This window comes from Bacillus sp. JUb11 (assembly GCF_024807925.1).
Classification (GTDB): Bacteria; Bacillota; Bacilli; order Bacillales; family Bacillaceae; genus Bacillus; species Bacillus altitudinis.
The window spans coordinates 128,474-147,369 of the sequence record NZ_JANUEZ010000003.1 but is presented as its reverse complement, the minus strand read 5'-3'; the positions used below and the strand labels follow the sequence as shown (position 1 = coordinate 147,369).

Annotated in this window: 20 protein-coding genes; 13 read left to right on the top strand and 7 right to left on the bottom strand. The window is 42.9% G+C overall.

The annotated features are described in order from the left end of the window. Window positions 1-10: 10 nt before the first annotated feature. The 10 genes from M2369_RS06795 to M2369_RS06750 all read left to right on the top strand — a co-directional run bounded on the left by M2369_RS06795 (window position 11) and on the right by M2369_RS06750 (window position 8,837). The gene (locus M2369_RS06795; RefSeq protein ID WP_251185112.1) at window positions 11-1,189 is read left to right on the top strand and encodes a DegT/DnrJ/EryC1/StrS family aminotransferase; all 1,179 of its coding nucleotides are present in this window, start codon (window positions 11-13) and stop codon (window positions 1,187-1,189) included. Then, window positions 1,186-2,061 carry a GNAT family N-acetyltransferase gene (locus M2369_RS06790; protein WP_193803918.1) on the top strand — a complete coding sequence of 292 codons (876 nt, stop codon included), beginning with the start codon at window positions 1,186-1,188 and terminating at the stop codon, window positions 2,059-2,061. The genes M2369_RS06795 and M2369_RS06790 overlap by 4 nt, the downstream gene beginning before the upstream one ends. Window position 2,062: 1 nt before the next feature. Further along, window positions 2,063-3,187 (top strand): N-acetylneuraminate synthase family protein, encoded by a 1,125-nt coding sequence (locus M2369_RS06785; protein WP_041507943.1) that lies wholly within the window; start codon window positions 2,063-2,065, stop codon window positions 3,185-3,187. Further along, window positions 3,177-3,917: a cytidylyltransferase domain-containing protein gene (locus tag M2369_RS06780; protein WP_041507942.1), complete on the top strand. Its 741-nt coding sequence runs from the start codon at window positions 3,177-3,179 to the stop codon at window positions 3,915-3,917. The genes M2369_RS06785 and M2369_RS06780 overlap by 11 nt, the downstream gene beginning before the upstream one ends. After that, window positions 3,914-4,942, top strand: coding sequence for a glycosyltransferase (locus tag M2369_RS06775; protein WP_041507941.1), 1,029 nt, complete (start codon window positions 3,914-3,916; stop codon window positions 4,940-4,942). Before M2369_RS06780 ends, M2369_RS06775 begins: the two co-directional genes overlap by 4 nt. A 2-nt stretch (window positions 4,943-4,944) precedes the next feature. Then, window positions 4,945-5,685, top strand: coding sequence for a sugar phosphate nucleotidyltransferase (locus M2369_RS06770; protein ID WP_041507940.1), 741 nt, complete (start codon window positions 4,945-4,947; stop codon window positions 5,683-5,685). Continuing rightward, window positions 5,682-6,647 carry a dTDP-glucose 4,6-dehydratase gene (gene rfbB, locus M2369_RS06765; protein WP_024719470.1) on the top strand — a complete coding sequence of 322 codons (966 nt, stop codon included), beginning with the start codon at window positions 5,682-5,684 and terminating at the stop codon, window positions 6,645-6,647. Before M2369_RS06770 ends, rfbB begins: the two co-directional genes overlap by 4 nt. A gap of 3 nt (window positions 6,648-6,650) precedes the next feature. Next, window positions 6,651-7,505: a dTDP-4-dehydrorhamnose reductase gene (gene rfbD / locus M2369_RS06760; RefSeq protein WP_041507939.1), complete on the top strand. Its 855-nt coding sequence runs from the start codon at window positions 6,651-6,653 to the stop codon at window positions 7,503-7,505. Next, window positions 7,498-7,953, top strand: a complete 456-nt coding sequence (locus M2369_RS06755) for a dTDP-4-dehydrorhamnose 3,5-epimerase family protein (protein WP_008343612.1) — start codon at window positions 7,498-7,500, stop codon at window positions 7,951-7,953. The genes rfbD and M2369_RS06755 overlap by 8 nt, the downstream gene beginning before the upstream one ends. A 92-nt stretch (window positions 7,954-8,045) precedes the next feature. Next, a complete protein-coding gene (locus M2369_RS06750; RefSeq protein ID WP_285891444.1) occupies window positions 8,046-8,837 on the top strand; it encodes an SDR family oxidoreductase in 792 nt (263 codons plus the stop codon). A 15-nt stretch (window positions 8,838-8,852) separates the two neighbouring features. Here the strand turns inward: M2369_RS06750 and M2369_RS06745 are convergent, their stop codons facing one another. The 6 genes from M2369_RS06745 to M2369_RS06720 all read right to left on the bottom strand — a co-directional run bounded on the left by M2369_RS06745 (window position 8,853) and on the right by M2369_RS06720 (window position 14,955). Then, a complete protein-coding gene (locus M2369_RS06745; protein ID WP_041508122.1) occupies window positions 8,853-10,046 on the bottom strand; it encodes an aminotransferase class I/II-fold pyridoxal phosphate-dependent enzyme in 1,194 nt (397 codons plus the stop codon). 17 nt (window positions 10,047-10,063) lie between these two features. Beyond that, the gene (gene bacD / locus M2369_RS06740; RefSeq protein ID WP_039165202.1) at window positions 10,064-11,485 is read right to left on the bottom strand and encodes an alanine--anticapsin ligase; all 1,422 of its coding nucleotides are present in this window, start codon (window positions 11,483-11,485) and stop codon (window positions 10,064-10,066) included. A 15-nt stretch (window positions 11,486-11,500) separates the two neighbouring features. Further along, on the bottom strand, window positions 11,501-12,262 hold the full coding sequence (locus M2369_RS06735; protein ID WP_008343608.1) for an SDR family NAD(P)-dependent oxidoreductase: 762 nt from the start codon (window positions 12,260-12,262) through the stop codon (window positions 11,501-11,503). Then, on the bottom strand, window positions 12,259-12,966 hold the full coding sequence (gene bacB, locus M2369_RS06730) for a 3-((4R)-4-hydroxycyclohexa-1,5-dien-1-yl)-2-oxopropanoate isomerase (protein ID WP_041507938.1): 708 nt from the start codon (window positions 12,964-12,966) through the stop codon (window positions 12,259-12,261). The genes M2369_RS06735 and bacB overlap by 4 nt, the downstream gene beginning before the upstream one ends. Before the next feature lies 1 nt (window position 12,967). Next, the gene (locus tag M2369_RS06725; RefSeq protein ID WP_039165206.1) at window positions 12,968-13,573 is read right to left on the bottom strand and encodes a bacilysin biosynthesis protein BacA; all 606 of its coding nucleotides are present in this window, start codon (window positions 13,571-13,573) and stop codon (window positions 12,968-12,970) included. A 149-nt stretch (window positions 13,574-13,722) separates the two neighbouring features. Further along, entirely contained in the window at window positions 13,723-14,955 is a 1,233-nt protein-coding gene (locus M2369_RS06720) for an MFS transporter (protein WP_259253719.1), read from the bottom strand. A 145-nt stretch (window positions 14,956-15,100) separates the two neighbouring features. On the opposite strand from M2369_RS06720, the gene M2369_RS06715 reads away from it, so the two are divergent. Next, window positions 15,101-15,580, top strand: coding sequence for an Lrp/AsnC family transcriptional regulator (locus tag M2369_RS06715; RefSeq protein ID WP_056408380.1), 480 nt, complete (start codon window positions 15,101-15,103; stop codon window positions 15,578-15,580). Window positions 15,581-15,664: 84 nt separating this feature from the next. Continuing rightward, the gene (locus M2369_RS06710) at window positions 15,665-16,633 is read left to right on the top strand and encodes an alpha/beta hydrolase family protein (protein WP_163115996.1); all 969 of its coding nucleotides are present in this window, start codon (window positions 15,665-15,667) and stop codon (window positions 16,631-16,633) included. A 164-nt stretch (window positions 16,634-16,797) separates the two neighbouring features. Here M2369_RS06710 and hemQ read toward each other — a convergent pair whose 3' ends face one another. Then, window positions 16,798-17,568 carry a hydrogen peroxide-dependent heme synthase gene (gene hemQ, locus M2369_RS06705; protein WP_024719459.1) on the bottom strand — a complete coding sequence of 257 codons (771 nt, stop codon included), beginning with the start codon at window positions 17,566-17,568 and terminating at the stop codon, window positions 16,798-16,800. A gap of 239 nt (window positions 17,569-17,807) precedes the next feature. On the opposite strand from hemQ, the gene pta reads away from it, so the two are divergent. After that, complete coding sequence (pta, locus tag M2369_RS06700) at window positions 17,808-18,779, top strand: phosphate acetyltransferase (protein WP_008343597.1); 972 nt, start codon at window positions 17,808-17,810, stop codon at window positions 18,777-18,779. Window positions 18,780-18,896 lie beyond the last annotated feature (117 nt).

The following is an 18,896-nucleotide window of genomic DNA, read 5'->3' as shown; positions in this document are numbered from 1 at the left end:
TGCAAGCGATATGGGACAAAAGAGAGCACAATTTCTTCCTTATGCACTGCCTTTTATTGAACAGGAAGAAATTGATGAAGTCATTGGAACATTAAAGTCCGGCTGGTTGTCCACCGGACCAAAAGTTAGACAGTTTGAAGAAGAGTTTAGGCAGCTGACTGGAGCGAAGCACGCAATAGCAGTTAATTCATGTACAGCTGCTCTATTTTTAGCGTTAAAGGCGAGAGGCATTGGAGCTGGTGATGAGGTCATCACAACGCCTCTGACGTTCTGCGCAACAGCCAATACGATCATCCATACGGGGGCAGCCCCTATTTTCGTGGATATTGATCCGGCGACACTCAATCTAGATGCGAAAAAATTAGAAGCGGCCATTACACCACATACGAAAGCGGTTGTCCCTGTACATTTTGCTGGTCAATCGTGTGATATGGACCAAATTTTAACGATTGCCAAAAAGTATGATTTGTTCGTGCTGGAGGATGCCGCTCATGCCCTCTATACGACCTATCATGATCAACCGATTGGATCAATTGGTGATGCGACCGCTTTTAGCTTCTATGCAACGAAAAACATAGCGACTGGTGAAGGTGGCATGCTGACGACAAATGATGATGCACTTGCGGCTAGAATCAGAAGGCTGGCGCTTCACGGGATGAGTAAGGGAGCGTGGAATCGTTATGGAGAAAAGGGAACATGGTATTACGAGGTCGAGGAACCGGGCTATAAAATGAACATGTTTGACGTGCAAGCATCGTTAGGGCTCGTTCAGCTAAGCCGGTTGAAGGAGATGCAGACACGTAGAGAACAGATTGCGAAGACATACAATCAGGCATTTCAACATGAAGCTGGTCTCATCTTGCCGCCTGTACATGATGAGGGAAGACATGCGTGGCATTTATATGTGCTGCAAGTTGATCCAAAAGAAGCAATGATCACACGCGATGACATGATTGATCAGCTGCAAAAGGAATATAAAATCGGCACGAGTGTTCATTTTATTCCCGTTCACTTGCATCCATATTATCAAGAGACCTACAACCATTCACCAGAGGATTTCCCTGAGGCACTCACTTATTACAAACGAACGCTTTCGCTCCCACTCTATCCAAGTATGACAGATGAAGATGTGCAGGATGTCATCACCGCAGTCGTGTCAATTTTAAAAGACAAGAAGGCCTCTTCATGAAAGTCGTTCATGCAATAGACGATCAGGTGCTGGCAGCTTGGCTGAAAACATATGGGCATGAAGCGGAACGCATGGCAGGATTCAAGCAGTTTGCTCTTGTCAGTGGCGCTAAGCTCAAAGCAGTGCTGCTATACGAATGGTCCAAATGGGAAAGCGGCATTTTTGACAAGCATATTTTTCATGTGAAGTTTGTGGAAGCTGAATCAGCGCTGCTCTTTAAAGAATTGATGGAGAGATTCATCAATTGGATGAGAACAGAAAAATGTGATTTTTTCTTTTTACGTCTTGAGGCGGCTGATCTTGAAAGAAACCGCATTGTTCAAAAACTATCCCATGTGTATTATGTCGGTGGTCTCACTAGGCTTGAGGCACCGCCTGCCCTCATGGAGATGCCATCATCAGATCAAGATGTGGTGATGGGTGTGCCAGATGAAAAGGATTACGATGAGGCGGTCTTACTAGGTGATCGGGCTTTTGTGAAAAGCCGTTATGCCCTTGATCCATATTTAGACCAGCGTGTTGTTCAGCATTTTTATCAGGAGTGGATGAGAAACAACCTACTCGGACGCGCAGATATCAACCTCGTTGCCAAGGTAAATGATGAAGTGGTTGGCTTGATTCAAGGTATGACAAAGGGGCATGAGATGGGGCTTGAGCTTTTTGCGATCAGACCGGATGTTCAAGGGAAAGGGATCGGAAAAAAGCTGTTTATTGAGATGATGAAAGTGTCTCATCACAGAGGGCATCACTTCATTTCTGCGGGGACACAGCTTCATAATACGACAGCCATCCAGCTGTACGAAAAGATGGGGTTTAGAACAACAAATGCCTTTTTGTATTACCATGTGTGGCCGAAAAAAGGAGAGAGGTAAGATGGCGCATTTCTATATCGGAGATCGCAAAGTGGGAGATGATGCGCCTGTCTTTATCATTGCAGAGGCAGGCATTAACCATGATGGAAAGCTGGATCAGGCACTTGCTTTAATTGATGTGGCAAAAGAAGCAGGGGCTGATGCGGTGAAGTTTCAAATGTTTCAAGCGGATCGGATGTATCAAAAGGAACCGGGGTTATACGAAACGGCCAAAGGAGAAGAAGTGTCTATTTTTTCTTTAGTGGAACAAATGGAGCTGCCGCCTGAATGGCTACCTGTCTTATTGAGACGTTGTAAGGAAAAAGGACTGATGTTTTTAAGCACCGTGTGTGATGAAGAATCGGCTGATTTATTGAATCAAACGAATCCGCCTGCTTTTAAACTGGCATCCTATGAAATCAACCATTTGCCTCTTTTGCGTCATACGGCTTCTTTTCACAAGCCGATCATTTTTTCAACAGCTGGGGCCACCATTGCTGATGTTCATGAAGCATACGAAACGATTACGAGCCAGCAAAATAAGCAAGTCGCCATCATGCATTGTGTGGCAAAGTATCCAGCTCCTAGAGCATATACGAACCTGCGGGTAATTCAAACCTTAAGGTCCGCTTTCCCTGAAGCAGTCATTGGCTTTTCAGATCATAGTGAACACCCGACGGAAGCGCCAGTAGCCGCTGTGAAGCTCGGTGCAGCAATGATTGAAAAACATTTTACAATAGATAAAACATTACCCGGAGCGGATCATTCATTTGCTCTTAGTCCTGAAGAATTAAAGGAAATGGTTCAGCACATTCGAGCAGCAGAAAAGCAGCGGAATCAAGCGGAAATAGACGTTCATTCATTACCAGAGGAGCTTCTTGGCAGTTCTTATAAAACGACAACAGCCATTGAAGGGCAGATTCGAGAATTTGCGTATCGAGGAATTTTTACGACAAAAGGCATTGCAAAGGGAGAGACCCTCACGTCAGAAAATGTAGCTGTGCTGCGCCCTGGACAAAAAAATCAGGGGTTGCATCCGCGATATATGCCGATTTTACTTGGCACAAAGGCTGTGAGAGACATCCCAGCCCATACAGGCGTTTCGTGGAAAGACGTACTCATGCAGGAGTCTCGAGATGATGCATGATGTACTTTTTGTCATTCAGGCTAGGATGGGGTCAACAAGACTGCCCAAAAAAGTGATGAAACCGATCGGCGGCATGGCGCTGATTGATTTGATTGTGGAGCGGGTGAAGCAATCAGATGATTACCATCACAAAATGCAAAACCTTATGATTGCCACAACGGTCGAGCCAGAGGATGACTATTTGGCTCAATACTGTATGTCAAAGGGTTATAAGGTGTTTCGAGGCAGTGAGGCAGATGTGCTTGAGCGGTTTGCGCAGATTGTCCGCCAATTTGAACCTAAAACGGTTGTACGTTTAACGGGAGACAATCCATTTATAGATCCTTCGCTTTTGTCGAAAATGCTTGAAAAACATAGACAGGAAAAGGCTGATTACACATATACGAACGGAACACCACTCGGTATTTCCGGGGAAATGATTGAGGCATCTATTTTATGTGAAATCGACAAATTTCCCCTCACTTATTCAGAACGTGAGCATGTCACGCTGTATATCAGAAAGCATCCCGAGCAATTTCACCTTCAATTATTCACACCGCCCAAAGAACTTGCATATTCTGCTTATCGATTCACGATTGATACAGAAGAAGATTATGTGTTTGCTACCCGTTTATTAGAGAAAGCTGGTGGTTCTATTGCTGTGCCGACAGCTGAGCTCATTTCCATCTGTGAACAACATCCAGACATTGTTCGTTTGAATCAATCTGTGAGACAGAAGGATGCTGAATGAACAAAAAAATCATGATTGTTGTTTATGGGGGTTTTTTAAGAGGAATGGGTCATGTCGCCAGAATGAAACGTTTGGCAAAAGAACTGCTTCAGGAAGGGAACGACTTATATTTCTATACAAATGATCAGATTTGTGTAGAAATGCTTTCGCACCCAGAGTGGCACGTTCAGAGGGTGCATGAGTCGAATGCGCTTCTACAAATCCAACAAGACATCAAAAAGCTAAAGCCTGACCTTTTAGTCATAGATGTCCTTGATTGTGATCTTCAGTTTCTTCAAACGATCAAAGATTCCTGCGATAGTGCGAGGCTGGTCTTATTTGAGGAAAAAAGAGAGGAAGCCTGTCAGCTTGCAGACACGGTCATAAACGGCATTTATGGCGGTCTGGACGGGAAGCACGAGCAGGTTAATGGCACGGCTTATTATCATGGAACGCCCTATTTATTGTTAGATCACGAGATTAATCGATTCAAAGACACATATGAGGTTCGGAAAGAATGTAAAAAGGTGGTCATCAGCCTTGGCGGAAGTGATCCGTGCGGCCTGTTATCAAAGGCTGTATCGGCGCTTCTTCAAACAAATCACCTAGACATTTTAGCGGTCGCAGGAAAAGCCTCTCACATCAAAGAGCAAGTAGAGGCGGAACATATCCAATTCATTCAACATACAGATCAACTACCGGTTCTTTTATCAGAAGCTGATGTGGCTATCGTAGCAGGCGGTATGACGTTATATGAGGTAATTTGTATCGGGGTGCCCAGCATTGTCCTATCGCAAGTAGACCACCAAGCAGTGACAGCGAGCATGTTTGCGCAAAAGGGCGCTTGTTTTCACCTTGGATTAGGTGACCTTGTGGAAGAAAAAGACCTGTTGCAAGCTGTTCAAAAACTGTCTGACAGCTATTTTCTCCGCAGAAGCATTCATCTTAATGGACGTTCACTCATTGATGGAAAAGGAATCGAACGAGTGAAAAACATTCTTATACACCTCATGAATTCACACCAAAAAGAACATAAGGATGTGTAGATGTGAAGGGAGTTATTTTAGCAGGAGGAAAAGGATCACGGCTGGCACCATTAACGAAGATTTTCAACAAACACTTGCTGCCGGTTGGTCCATACCCGATGATTTATTGGTCATTATTCAAACTGAAAGAAGCAGGAATTGTAGATGTGATGCTGATTTCACAGGAAGAACAAATTCCGTTGTTTCAAAAGTTACTGGAAGATGATCGTGAACTTGGGATGAACATTGTGTATCAAGTACAGCCAGAAGCGTCTGGTATTTCCGATGGTTTATCCTATGCAAAGCCCTTTGCTCAAGGGGAAAAATTTGTGCTGATGCTTGGTGATAATGTTTTTGAAGATTCATTACGCCCTTTTGTCGACGCCTTTCGGCAGCAAGAAAGCGGAGCCAAGGTTTTATTGAAAGAGGTGGCAGATCCAAAACGGTTTGGCATTGCAGAAATTGATACTGCTCATCACCGAATTTTATCAATAGAAGAAAAGCCAGAGCACCCGAGGTCATCTTACTGCGTCACGGGCATCTATTTTTATGATCAAGACGTCTTTCAATATATCGAGGAAATCTCGCCGTCAGATCGAGGTGAACTAGAGATTACTGATGTGAATAATCTCTACATCTCAAATAGCCAGCTGACCTATGATATGTTAAAAGGGTGGTGGATTGATGCAGGAACACATGAATCTCTCCACGAAGCATCTACAAAAATGTTTGAAACGATGAAGGAAAAAGAGGGATACGAATGACGAAGTCTTATTTAATTACAGGTGGAGCAGGGTTTATTGGACTGAATTTTGTGAAGCTGCTGCTTCAAGAGTCCGATGTCCGGCTTACCGTATTTGATAAATTAACATATGCCAGTCATCCAGAGGAGATGGAATATTTATCAAAGCTGCCTCATTTCCGTTTTGTTCAGGGAGATATTACGCTGCAAGACGAACTGGATCAAGTATTTGATGAAGCCTATGATGCCATCATTCATTTCGCAGCAGAATCACATGTCGATCGCAGTATTGAGTCAGCAGAACCCTTTATCCAAACAAATGTCCTTGGTACCTATCGTATGCTTGAAGCTGTTTTAAAGGGAAAGGCGAAAAAACTTATTCATATTTCGACAGATGAAGTATATGGAGATTTGGAGCCGGATGATCCTGCTTTCACAGAACAAACACCACTCTCACCGAATAATCCTTATTCAGCAAGCAAGGCAAGTTCAGACCTGCTTGTGAAATCTTATATCCACACCCACCAACTACCCGCCATGATCACAAGATGCAGCAACAACTACGGACCTTATCAGCATGAAGAAAAATTAATCCCAACCATTATTAGAAAAGCGGTCAATGGTGAAAAGATTCCGATATACGGAGACGGCCAGCAGATCCGCGATTGGCTGTATGTAGAGGATCATGCGAGAGCCGTAAAACAAGTAGTAGAAAACGGAACAGCCGGTCAGGTGTACAATATTGGCGGCGGCAACGAGAAAACAAATCTTGATTTAACCAAAACCATTCTCACACATCTAGGCATCTCTCATGACCAAATCGCGTTTATTCAAGACCGGAAAGGGCATGACAGGCGGTATGCCATTGATGCCAGTAAGCTAAAAGAAGAGCTTGGCTGGGTGCAGGCAACTTCATTCGAAAAAGGTATCGAAAAAACGATCGATTGGTATCGTGCAAAATATGATCAAAGTGAAGAAGGGTGACCGATGAAAGTTTTAATCACCGGTGCAGGCGGCCAATTAGGGAAAGAATTGACGAAACAGCTGAAAGAAAAAGACATCACAGTCATTGCTTTAACAAGGAGTATGCTGAATATCACAGATCAACAGGCAGTCAGACATGCAATGAGACATTTCCGTCCGGATATTGTTGTCAGTGCGGCTGCTTATACGTCTGTGGATCAATGCGAAACAGAAACGGAAAAAGCCTATCTTGTGAATGGGATTGGCGCCTACTATACAGCGCTTGAGGCTAAGAACGTAGGGGCTGATGTATTACATGTCAGCACAGATTATGTGTTTGATGGGCAAGCGGATACCCCTTACCAAGTTGATGCACAAGCAGATCCGCAAACCATTTATGGGAAAAGTAAAAAACTTGGAGAAGAATTGATTCATCTTGTGTCAGATGAAGTGAAGATCATTCGGACATCGTGGCTTTATGGACATGAGGGACATAACTTTGTGAATACCATTCTTCGGCTGGCTGAAACGAAGGATCATTTGCGCATCGTCAATGATCAGTTAGGGTCTCCTACTTATACAAAGGATGCCGCAGAAGCTTTGATTCACTTGTTTGACCAGAAAGCAGGTATTTATCATGTCAGTAACCGAGCAAGCTGTTCATGGTTTGACTTTGCGACAGAAATTGTGGCAACAAGCGGTCTGTCTACGACAATTGAGCCCATTTCCACTGAAGAGTATGGTTTCCAAACACCTCGGCCCGCCTACTCTGTTTTAGACCTGCAAGCGATTGAAGCGACAGGTTGGAAGCCAAGACATTGGAAGGATGCACTTCACGAATACTTGCAGAAAGAAGGGAGATTCGAGCAGCATGATTGATGGTGTACAAACGAAAAAACTCATGAAACATTGTGATGATCGCGGCTTTTTCGCAGAGCTTATTCGAGATGACGAACCGATGCTGAAACGATTTGGGCAGGCGTCGTGGTCGAAAAGTTTCCCAGGAGTGATCAAAGCCTTTCATTATCATGAAAAGCAAGACGATGTTTGGTTTTTCCCAGCAGGTCATGCACAGGTCGTTTTATACGATTTGAGAGAAGATTCCCCGACAAAGGGTCAAACCGATGTGTATTATATGGGAGAAGATAATCCGATGCTGCTCCTCATCCCAAAGGGAGTTGCCCATGGCTACCGCGTATTAGGGGAGACGCCGCTGCAGATTGTGTATTTTACAACAGAATCGTACGACCCAAAAAACCCAGATGAGAAGAGAATTGCGTGGAATGATGAGGCGATCGGATTTAATTGGGAAACGACATTTAAATAGAGAAGAGAGGCCTTTCGCAGGAGAAAGGTCTTTTTTTGTTGAAATACATTCTGTATGTGTCATTTTATGTATATTGATGAAAAGGGATGTGGATGAGTTTGTCTAAAAGAATTGCATTTGTAACAGGGGCAAGTACAGGCATTGGAAAGGCAATCGCAATAAAACTTGCCGCCCAGAGCGATATGAAGGTGATCATCAACTCTAGAAATATGGCCTCACTTGAACAGACGAAACAGCATATTCAAGATATGATAGAAACAAAGGAACCGCTGTCTCTATTCTGTGGAGATATGTCGGTTGAAGCGGTGAGGTCGGAAGCCTTTGAAGAAATAGAAAAGGAGTTTGGCAGACTCGATGTGCTGATCAATAACATTCCAGGAGGAAAACCAGATACATTTGATTCATGTGAACCTGACCAGATGCTGGCTGCTTTCTCCCAAAAAGCCATCGCCTACGTAGATACAATGAAGCGTGCAGTAGCATTGATGAAAAGACATGAATATGGACGGATCATTCAAATTGTCGGGAACCTGTGGAAGGAACCTGGTGAACAAATGTTTACGAATAGTATGATGAATGCAGCGATTATTAATGCCAGTAAAAATGCAGCCACACAGCTTGCGTCGTCTAGTATTACGGTGAATTGTTTAAATCCTGGTTTTATTGCAACCGATCGGTATGAACAATTTATCGGCAATATGATGACGAAGCAGGGAGTGTCACGAGAGCAGGCTGTACAAGCTGTCGCATCAGGTATCCCAATGCAAAGAGTAGGCTCAGCGAGTGAGATGGCGTCATTGGCAGCTTTTATGGCATCAGAGGAAGCTTCTTATATCACAGGCCAACAAATCTCCGTAGACGGTGGAACGATGAAAAGTATATAAACTGAAAAAAACCCGCTATAGGCGGGTTTTTTGATGAAATCGAATGGGGAGGATGGACAGACGGTCGATAAAGAGAGCAAGCTCTTCAATCGGGGCAACCATTGAAATGCGTACATGACGGCTCCCATTGGCTCCAAATACTCCTCCAGGCGTGACGACAACATCGGCATGTTCGAGTAAATAGTCAGCAAAGGCATGAGAATGTTCAAAGTCATCAGGAATCGGAGCCCATAAATAAAAGGCGCCGGGTGGACGTTTGATTGTCCAGCCAAGCTTTCTCGCCGCTTGCCGGATGAAGAAATTGATTCGTTCAAGGTATATCGCTCTTAATGATTGAATATGACAGTCATCACTTTGCAAGGCAGCAGTCGCTGCATGTTGAAATCCGCCATACATACTGACAAACACGTGGTCTTGGAAGGTATTGATGGCATGAATGATCTCCTCATTTCCAACAGCAAAAGCGACTCTCCATCCTGCCATATTAAAAGTCTTTGATAGAGAATATAATTCGACGCCTACACTTTTCCCGAGAGGAGTATTCATGAAGCTCACAGGTGTTTGTTCGTAATGAAATGACCCATAGGCGAAATCATGAATAACATACAGCTCGTGAGCGGCGGCAAAGGTAGCAGCCTCTTCAAAGAATGCCTCATTTGCGACAGCACCCGTGGGGTTATTCGGATAATTCAAGAACAGTACTTTTGCTTTTTTGACTACGTCACGATCAATAGAGGAGAGATCTGGTAAATAGCCATTTTTCTCTTCAAGTTTGATACTGTATGGCTGGGCGTCCGCCATCAAAATGCCTGAATGATATTCAGGGTATCCTGGATCGGGAACGAGTGCGATATCTCCTGGATCAAGCAGACACTGACTCATGACATACAGTCCCGTTTTTCCGCCAGTGAAAAGAGCAATTTCCTTCTGCGGATCAATCTCAGCACCGAATTCCGATCTGTAAAAATCTGCAATGGCTTGTTTGAAAAAGTCAAAGCCTCTAAAAGGGGCATATTGTTGAAATGGCAAAACACCCGCTGACTCCTTTAGGGCACTCACGATATGGGGAGGAGTTGGTAGATCAGGGTTTCCCTGACCTAGATTCATGATGGTTGCTCCGTTTTTTGTCTTTTGAGCAATTTTTTCAAAGACGGTGCCGAATTTCTGTTCAGGCAGCCGTTCAATCATTTTAGATGCTAACATTTTCACCACAGCAGCCTCTCTTTCTATCCCTTCACTAATTCATCCATTAACTGAATCGTTGCCTGTTTCTGAATGTTGCGGATGGACGCGGCAACGTCTTGTGAGGATGATCCTTTTAATTCAAGAGATACGATTCCATTAAAAGCTTCAAATAAAGCAAGATCCACAATAGCCCCTTTGGCAGGGAATGATTGACTGACAATCGCAGTATCTCCAACGAATGCCTCCTCTGGAATAGACACATGATCAATGGTGATATGTGTGGCTTCAGGTGGGATAAGCCCACTCTCTTTAAAATGCTGAGGGTACAGGTGGCAGTCCGCTACATAAAATGTATGTCCAGAAAGCAGCTGTTTTGGCAGTACAGCCTTTTTACCATCAACTAATACATCAATCAATAGCTTGGCCATATCGACGCCAAAGACCTTTTTAATATTCGGGATCATATTCCAGCCAGCGAATCGAGCCGCTGATTCGATCAATCCAGTTTCTCGATTTTTCATGAGTTTGATTTCTGTATGGGTTGCACAATGTTCAAGACCGAGTCCTTCATTTGCCTTTCTTGCTGCTTCAATGATGATTTGTTTTGCTTCATTGTCTAAGATCGTCGGAGTGATATGAGCCGTTTCTGTAAAACCGATTTGAGGGGTTTTATCATGTATGACAAAAGGGAGATATTCGCCCTCTACGACCAGCCCTTCTACACTGACATAATCAGCATATCCTTCATCTTCATACCAATCTTCGTAAGCACCCTCTAAATACGTTTCAGCGACAAACGGTGCTTCATACGTGACAGCGTCTGGGACTGGTATGGTTTCCAAATACGATTGTACTTGTAAAAACAGATCATCACTTCCAGCCTTGTCATGAAACAAGGTGACGCCAATAGAACTGGCTAAATATGTAGGCTTTAAAATGAGCGGTGTTCCGATAGACTCAATGGCTTTTTGGAAATCAGATAAAGTCGTGACAGGCTGAGTTTTCACCGCTTTGACGCCAGAGGCGTTGAATGCAGCCCTCATTTGGCTTTTATCACGCGCCATTTCGGCTGCCTTGACACCAGCACCTCGCAGCCCAAGACGTTCAGCGGCCTTTGCCATCGGTGCAATGAATAATTCATTATTGGTGGTGATTGCATCTGCTTTGAAAAAGGAAGCCACTCGAATGAAGTCTTCCACAACTTCTTCTTCTGATTTTGGATAATCATCATGTGCCCAGTAAATAGAATCAGGGTGTTCAAAAGAAGGGTGTGTCTCAAAATAATCACGGTCTTTGATGACGGCAATGGAGTATTTTTCGATTAGCTCGGCATGTCCCTTTGTAATCGCAAAGGGTCTCGGGATATAAGAAACGATATGGTATGATGCCGCCACGCTTTCATAAAACATATGGGGCGGGCACCCACCTAGATCAGCAATGACAAGTACAGTTTTTTTACTCAATGAAAGCACTCCTTTTTATCTAGCGGTGTAACCTCCGTCTGCTGTGACGACACTTCCAGTCATATAGCTGGATAGATCAGAGGCGAGAAAGAGCATCACGCCAGCAATTTCTTCAGGTTTTCCAAGCCGCAGCATAGGGTTCACCTTTGCCTTTTCCTTTTTGACGATCTCGAGACTTTCTGTGTGGTTGTCTAAAAAGGACTTCTCGTTTAATGGTGTATCAATGATGCCAGGGGCAATACAATTCACCCTGATTTGATGAGCGGCATAGTCAATGGCCATTGATTTGGTGAGCTGAATGACACCGCCTTTTGTTGCATTGTATGCCGGAATGTCAGGCCAGCCCACAAGACCTCCGACAGATCCGGTATTGATAATACTTCCACTCTTCTTTTCAAGCATATGCGGCAAAGTATGCTTACTCATGAGAAAGACGCCGGTCAGGTTGACCTGAAGAATACGATGCCAATCCTCCAGTGCCATCTCATGAATAGGTGAGACAATTTCGATGCCTGCATTGTTAATGAGGACATCAATGGCACCGAATCGGCTCAGCACGCTCTGAACGGTTTGGTGACAGTCAGACTCCTTCGTAATATCTGTTTTAAAAAATGCAAGGTGCTCATGCGGCAATGATTCAATTAGTTGGTTGCCGCTGCTTTCATTGATGTCAGCGACAGCTACTTTTGCTCCATGCTCGAGGAAGAGCTTGACAGCAGCAAGCCCAATCCCCGACGCACCCCCTGTAATGAGGACAACTTTTCCATCCAGCTTCATTTCTTCACCTTAGATGCCTCTGGTTTTAAGCGATTATAGCGAGGAGGGAAGAAGAGATTAATAGACTTTGATGCTTCTGGCTTTGGATTGATGGCCCCATGATCTTCCCTTGGATCACAGAAATAGGTGGTGCCAAATTCCATCTTTTCTGTAAAGCCTTCGATCGTCATATCATACCCTCCGCTGATGCAAATGCCGATTTGTTCATTTCTATGTTTATGAAAAGGCATTTCTCCGCCGTTTCCAGGAATATTGGCAATCATCAGCTCCATCCAATCCTCCACAAAAAAAGTCACTTCCATGCCAGGGAGTAAATCCCGTGTTTTGAAAATGTCTAAGAAATAAGTGGGGGGAGCTGTATAATCTTCGTCATCCTTTAATCTCTTAATATCAATGGCGATCACTTCTTCATCTGTCAGATTTGAAGCGCCGTGAGGGACAAACGGTGGTGCGATATAGGCTGATTCTAATGGGGTGAGCAGTTGAGTCGATTGGCCGACAGTCATTTGAAGCTCGCCCTTTAACACAATACCGATTTGTGCTTCGGGGTGTTCGTGAGGTTCAATGATCGTGCGGGGAGGGACGTATGAAATTAACACTTCCGTACCGCCTCTTACAGTGGAATATTGGATAACGCCATTATCCCATTCTAATTTTTTCGCTTGAGGAAAATATCGTTCTTGCGTCTTTTGTTCAGTTTGCATCTTACATCTCTCCTTTTCCGAATATGGACCAACTCATGGGTATACTTTTAAACGTTCGAATGAAGATGAGGCCATATGTGGCTCTTGCCACCTCATTCGTTAAAGCAAAATCAAATTCGCCGTCTCTTACTTTCTGCGCGGCAGTACTTGTAGAATTAACAAGTTCAAATTCAGCATTTTGGTGAATGAAATATTGAATTAAATTGACAGGTGCAGGATGTGAGACAATTTTTAATTGGTGGAGCATTTGTTCATTGAATGGGAAATCAGGTCTGACAGCCAAACCATACATGGGCGTGTCACATCTGAAAATTTGTAAAAGCTGTAGATCTGGTCTCATGTAGAAGTGTTTGATGCCTTCATATGCGTGTGGAACGAGAGTAAATTGAAGTGGTTGAGAGAGAGTATGTTCAATGCAAGTTTCGAATGTGTCATAAAGGGATAGTTTCGTATGAGTGCCGAGTGTAGTGGTGGATTGAGAGATGAAATGTTTTGCTGCGTATTCACTGCTTGTCCCCTTAGGGCCTAGTGTGTTGACTGTAAACATCTTAGGTGAAGGGCTTGGCTCTTCTTTGAAATGAAACACATCATCATTCTTTAGGATCATGTTTACCATCCAATCTTTTTCAAATTTTTACTAGATTATAAAATTTAAAATTGGCAATTGTCAACAAAATTTATAAAAAATGTAATATATGACGATATTAAAAATTGATCTAAAAAACTGCACATATCGAGATGTGCAGTGAAATGTGCTTACGTTTCAAGAGTAGTTGGCTGTTTTTTCTGTAAGGCACGTTCTCGTTTATAGCTGCCGAAGCTGATGATGAAACCAACAAGTGTGATCAATGCACAGACAAGACCTACCGTATGATATCCGAAATGGACATAAACGGGTCCCATCAGTGCGGAACCGAGCATAACAGCAAGGTTGGAGGCCAGGCTGTAAAAAGCCATCACTTTCCCGCGATGGGTTTGAGAGCAGTCGCTTAGAACGGTGCTTAGAAGCGTGACAGATAAGCTTTGCATAGCACCCCAAATAAATAGGGCGAAAATCAGCAACATCCACGAGAATGGCGCATAAGGAAGCAAGGCTAGAACAAGCGCAATTCCACCCAGCACAAAGACAAGGGAACGGGTTTTACCGAACCAGTCTGCTAATTTTCCAGTAAACATACTCATAGAAAAGCCGACGCCATAAGCCATAATAAGAAGTCCAGCTGTTGATTGTCCGCCATCAAACAGACTTTGCAAATAAGCACCTAAAAACGAGTACATGCCGTAAAATCCAAGCATATTGCAAAACGTCACAGTCAAATAGGCAGGCACACGATCGATTTTCAAAGCTCCCCATAAAGCGCCTGTTTTCTCTCTAGCATGAGGTGCCTTCGGATCAGCTGCTCTGACTTGTTTTCTTGATTCAAGGATGACAAGCAGCAGGACAATGAGACTCATCATAGCGAAGATCCAAAACGTCCAGCGCCAGTTTAAACTCTGGCCGATAAAGGCGCCAATGGGCACACCAAGGACAAGAGAAAGAGACCAGCTCGAAACAATAAGTCCCATCACTTTGCCGCGATATTCGTATGGAACCCGGTCGCCCACAAGAGCATAGGCTGTTGGCACAAATACACCAGTTGCCAGCCCTGAAATAGCACGGCCTGCAAAAAACACGGCCAAATTTGGGGCAGCAGCACACATCACTGTTCCAATCAAAAAGAAAGACAGCCCAATCATCAAACACAGCTCTCTTGAATATCGGTCCCCTAAAGGAACGAGCAGCGGAGCTCCAACCAACACAGCTAACCCATAAATGCTGATGGAAAGAGCGAGAACATCAAGAGAGTGCTGAAAGGAGTTTGATAAATCAGGCAGCAGTGGTGAAATCACCAGTTCCTCCGATCCCGCCGCAAAAACGCCAAGTGTGAGTGCAATGGCAAGTGTGATGGGAAATGTTTTAGAAGCCTGGCTGTCTAAAGATTCTTTCATCAAGTGATCCCTCCATACTTGCTTTTTCATTCAATTCCGTTAAAATAAATTCTACCATTATTTAGTTTTATTTTACATTTCGTATCATAAGTATCATCATAAAATACTTTTCAAATGGAACGATTTTGGGATAGGAGCGTAACGAATGAAAATCACGGATGTGGATGTGCATATTTTAAACGAATTGAGAGAAGATGCCCGCTTATCAATGAGGGAATTGTCCAAACGAGTGAATTTATCGGCGCCTGCGGTAGCAGAAAGAGTGCGAAAACTAGAGGATGCAGGGATTATTGAAGGGTATTCTGTTCAGGTCAATTATAAAAAGCTGGGTCTGATGATTGACTGTTTACTGGAAGTCACCGTATTAAATGGGGAGTATCAGCGTTTTGTGACATTTATGAACCAGCATCCACGTGCGTTCTTTGCTTATCGAGTGGCAGGACAGTCCTGTTTTTTCATTAAGCTGTCTGTTTCTTCTCTTGAAGAAATTGAAGCGTTTATTCAAGATGTGTCTGGTTTTACAAAAACGGTCTCCCATATTGTCTTGTCAGAGCACTCTTTTTCTCATCCTATTCAGGAACGTGTGAAACAAATAGAAGAGCCAGAAATGACCGTGGTGAAATAGAAAAAGGACCTGCCCTCAGGTCCTTTTTCCTCTATACTAAAATATTCGTATAGTAATCATTTGTGATTAAAGGAGTTAATTCTTTTGAAGCTTTTAAAAGTAATAGATTACGCAGCATTAATGGATATGCACAGGACAAGAAGCAAAGAAAGTCACTATAGTCATTTGCCTATTGACGTAGGTAACAGGGATCGTTTTTTTAGGGCTCAGCCAATTGATTTACAATTTCACATCAATAACCATACAGCAAACTTAAAAAGTGGAATATTTTCTTTTCATGCAAGCATCAAATCTGGTGAAGATAAGAATGACAAGGTTTCTGGGGAAGTGTTTTTACGAAAAGAGTCAAAGCACAAACCCAATGTAATCTTTGTACATGGATGGAGAATGGATTCATACGACAGAATCAAGAAGATTTTTCACGATAAAATTGTTAAAAATTATGATTGGAATATGTATTACTACACGCTGCCTTATCATTTCGATAGGGAACCACAAAATTCAACATATTCTGGTGAACACATGATTAGCGCCAATATCAGTCGAACAGTGCAATCCTCCCAGCAAGCTATTGTTGAACTTAGAGGGCTGATTAAATGGATCAAGGAAAATGAAGGTGGGGAAATAATCGTAGTTGGTATTAGTTTAGGAGGATGGCTAACAAACTTATTAGCAACAGTCGAGAAAGACGTGAATATTGTTGTATCAGCTTTTTATGCGAATAATATTGCGCATTCCATCTGGAACACTCTTCCTGGGAAGTATATACGAAGAGATCTGGAGGAACATGGAACAACGTATGAAGAACTCGACAAAGCTTGGGATATTATGAATCCTAGTAAAGCAAAACTTCTCGTAGACAAAGAAAATGTACTCTTAATATCAGGAAAATATGACATGTATATTGACATAAACGATGCTGATACACTGTGGAATAGCTGGAATCAACCTAAAAGGTACGTATACAGTTGTGGGCATGCTGGAATTGTTCTATCTAGAAATAGAATAGCAGCTGACACACTTCAATTTATTGAAAGGAGGCTAAAGGAATAAAATGATGCTCATCCTCACTGCATTGTTGTGGGTCATGAGTTTAGTTTTGTTTCTTACTTATCCTGAAAATGAAAAACAAGATGGGGAAGTTTTTCATGATGAGATCACCTTTCTAAACAAATACATAAAAAGGCTTCGGAGAGATCCGAAGCCTTAAGAGTTTATCATACATGGAAATAAGACGCTAGTTGCTCGTTTGCTAATCGGTTTCCAACAAAGAAGGAACCAAATTCGCCGTAACGTGCACTTACTTCATCAAATCGCATTTCGTAAACCAATTTTTTAAATTGAAGCACATCATCAGAGAAAAGGGTGACGCCCCACTCATAATCATCAAAGCCAACAGAACCTGTAATGATCTGTTTTACTTTCCCAGCATAGCTTCTGCCAATTAAGCCATGGCTTCTCATAAGGGATTTGCGCTCATCCATTGAAAGCATGTACCAGTTGTCATTGCCAGAACGTCTTTTATCCATTGGATAGAAACAGACATATTGAGAAGAAGGAAGCTCAGGATAGAGGCGCGCACGTACATGCGGGTTCTCGTAAGGGTCTCCGCCATCTCCGCCTCCTGCTAAGTAGTTGCTGAGTTCAACAACTGACACGTAAGAATAAGCTGGAATCGTAAACTCTGCTAGTCGTGTCTTGTTGAATTCAAGTTCAATTTCACCCAGTTCTTCCATGGTCGGACGTAAAATCATGAGCATAATATCTGCTTTTTGGCCGACAATACTATAGATTGTTTGGCTTCCAGCCTGATTGTGCTCAGCTGTTTTCCATTTTTCTAATAGACCTGTGAACTCATGAATGATGGCTTGACGCTCATCGCTTGTCAGCAGCTTCCAAGCTGTCCAGTCGATCGTTCTAAAATCATGCAGTGCATACCAGCCATCTAGTGTTTGAGCTGCTTCATTTGTAGTATGTTGTTCGCTCATTTCTTTCACTCCTATTTACAGTTTTCCATCTGTTCCAACTATAACATAGTTTGTCCAAATGAAGATGTGATCAAAACTTGAACGACGAAAACGCTTTTCTAGAAATTGATTTAATTAGTTTGAAAAATAAGAATTTAAATTGTAAGCGCTATAATGTAAGTTGGTAGTTTGAATTTATGTAGAAGAAGAGTATGCTTAAAAGAGAACGCTTTTTTTGTAAAATCAAGGAGGGTATTGAAGTGGCAGATATTTTTTCAACAGTTCAGGAAAAGGTTGCAGGTAAAGGAGTTAAGATCGTTTTTCCTGAGGGAATGGACGAACGCATTCTAACAGCCGTTCAAAAACTAGCAGATGGCAAAGTATTGCAGCCAATTGTTGTAGGTAAGAAAGAAGAAGTAGAAGCAAAAGCAAAAGAATTAGGTCTTACACTTGATGGTGTTGACGTGTATGATCCTCATACATATGAAGGTTTTGAAGATCTTGTACAAGCTTTCGTCGAAAGACGTAAAGGCAAAGCGACAGAAGAGCAAGCGAGAAAAGCATTACTGGATGAAAACTACTTCGGTACAATGCTTGTGTATAAAGGTCTTGCAGACGGCCTTGTAAGCGGAGCAGCACACTCAACTGCTGACACAGTGCGCCCAGCACTTCAAATCATTAAAACAAAAGAAGGCGTAAAGAAAACTTCTGGCGTCTTCATTATGGCTCGCGGCGAAGAGCAATATGTGTTTGCTGATTGTGCGATCAACATTGCACCAGACAGCCAAGATCTTGCTGAAATTGCGATCGAAAGTGCAAACACAGCAAAAATGTTTGACATCGAACCACGTGTAGCAATGCTTAGCTTCTCTACAAAAGGTTCAGCAAAATCAGACGAAACAGACAAAGTATCTGAAGCGGTTCGCATTGCAAAAGAAAAAGCACCTGAGCTTGTTCTTGATGGAGAGTTCCAATTCGATGCAGCTTTCGTTCCTTCAGTGGCAGCGAAAAAAGCACCAGATTCCGTCATCAAAGGCGATGCTAGCGTATTTGTTTTCCCTAGCCTTGAAGCTGGAAACATTGGCTACAAAATTGCCCAGCGCTTAGGTAACTTTGAAGCTGTAGGTCCAATCCTACAAGGTCTAAATCAGCCAGTAAACGATCTTTCAAGAGGCTGTAATGCTGAAGACGTTTACAATCTTGCGCTTATTACAGCAGCTCAAGCACTATAAAATAGCATCTCGACTAGAGCAGTCAGTACGATAGATTCGTGCTGGCTGTTTTTTTATTTTGTCCAAATGTGTACAATAAAGGGTGAAAAGAAAACACAAATCGTAGATAAGCCGATA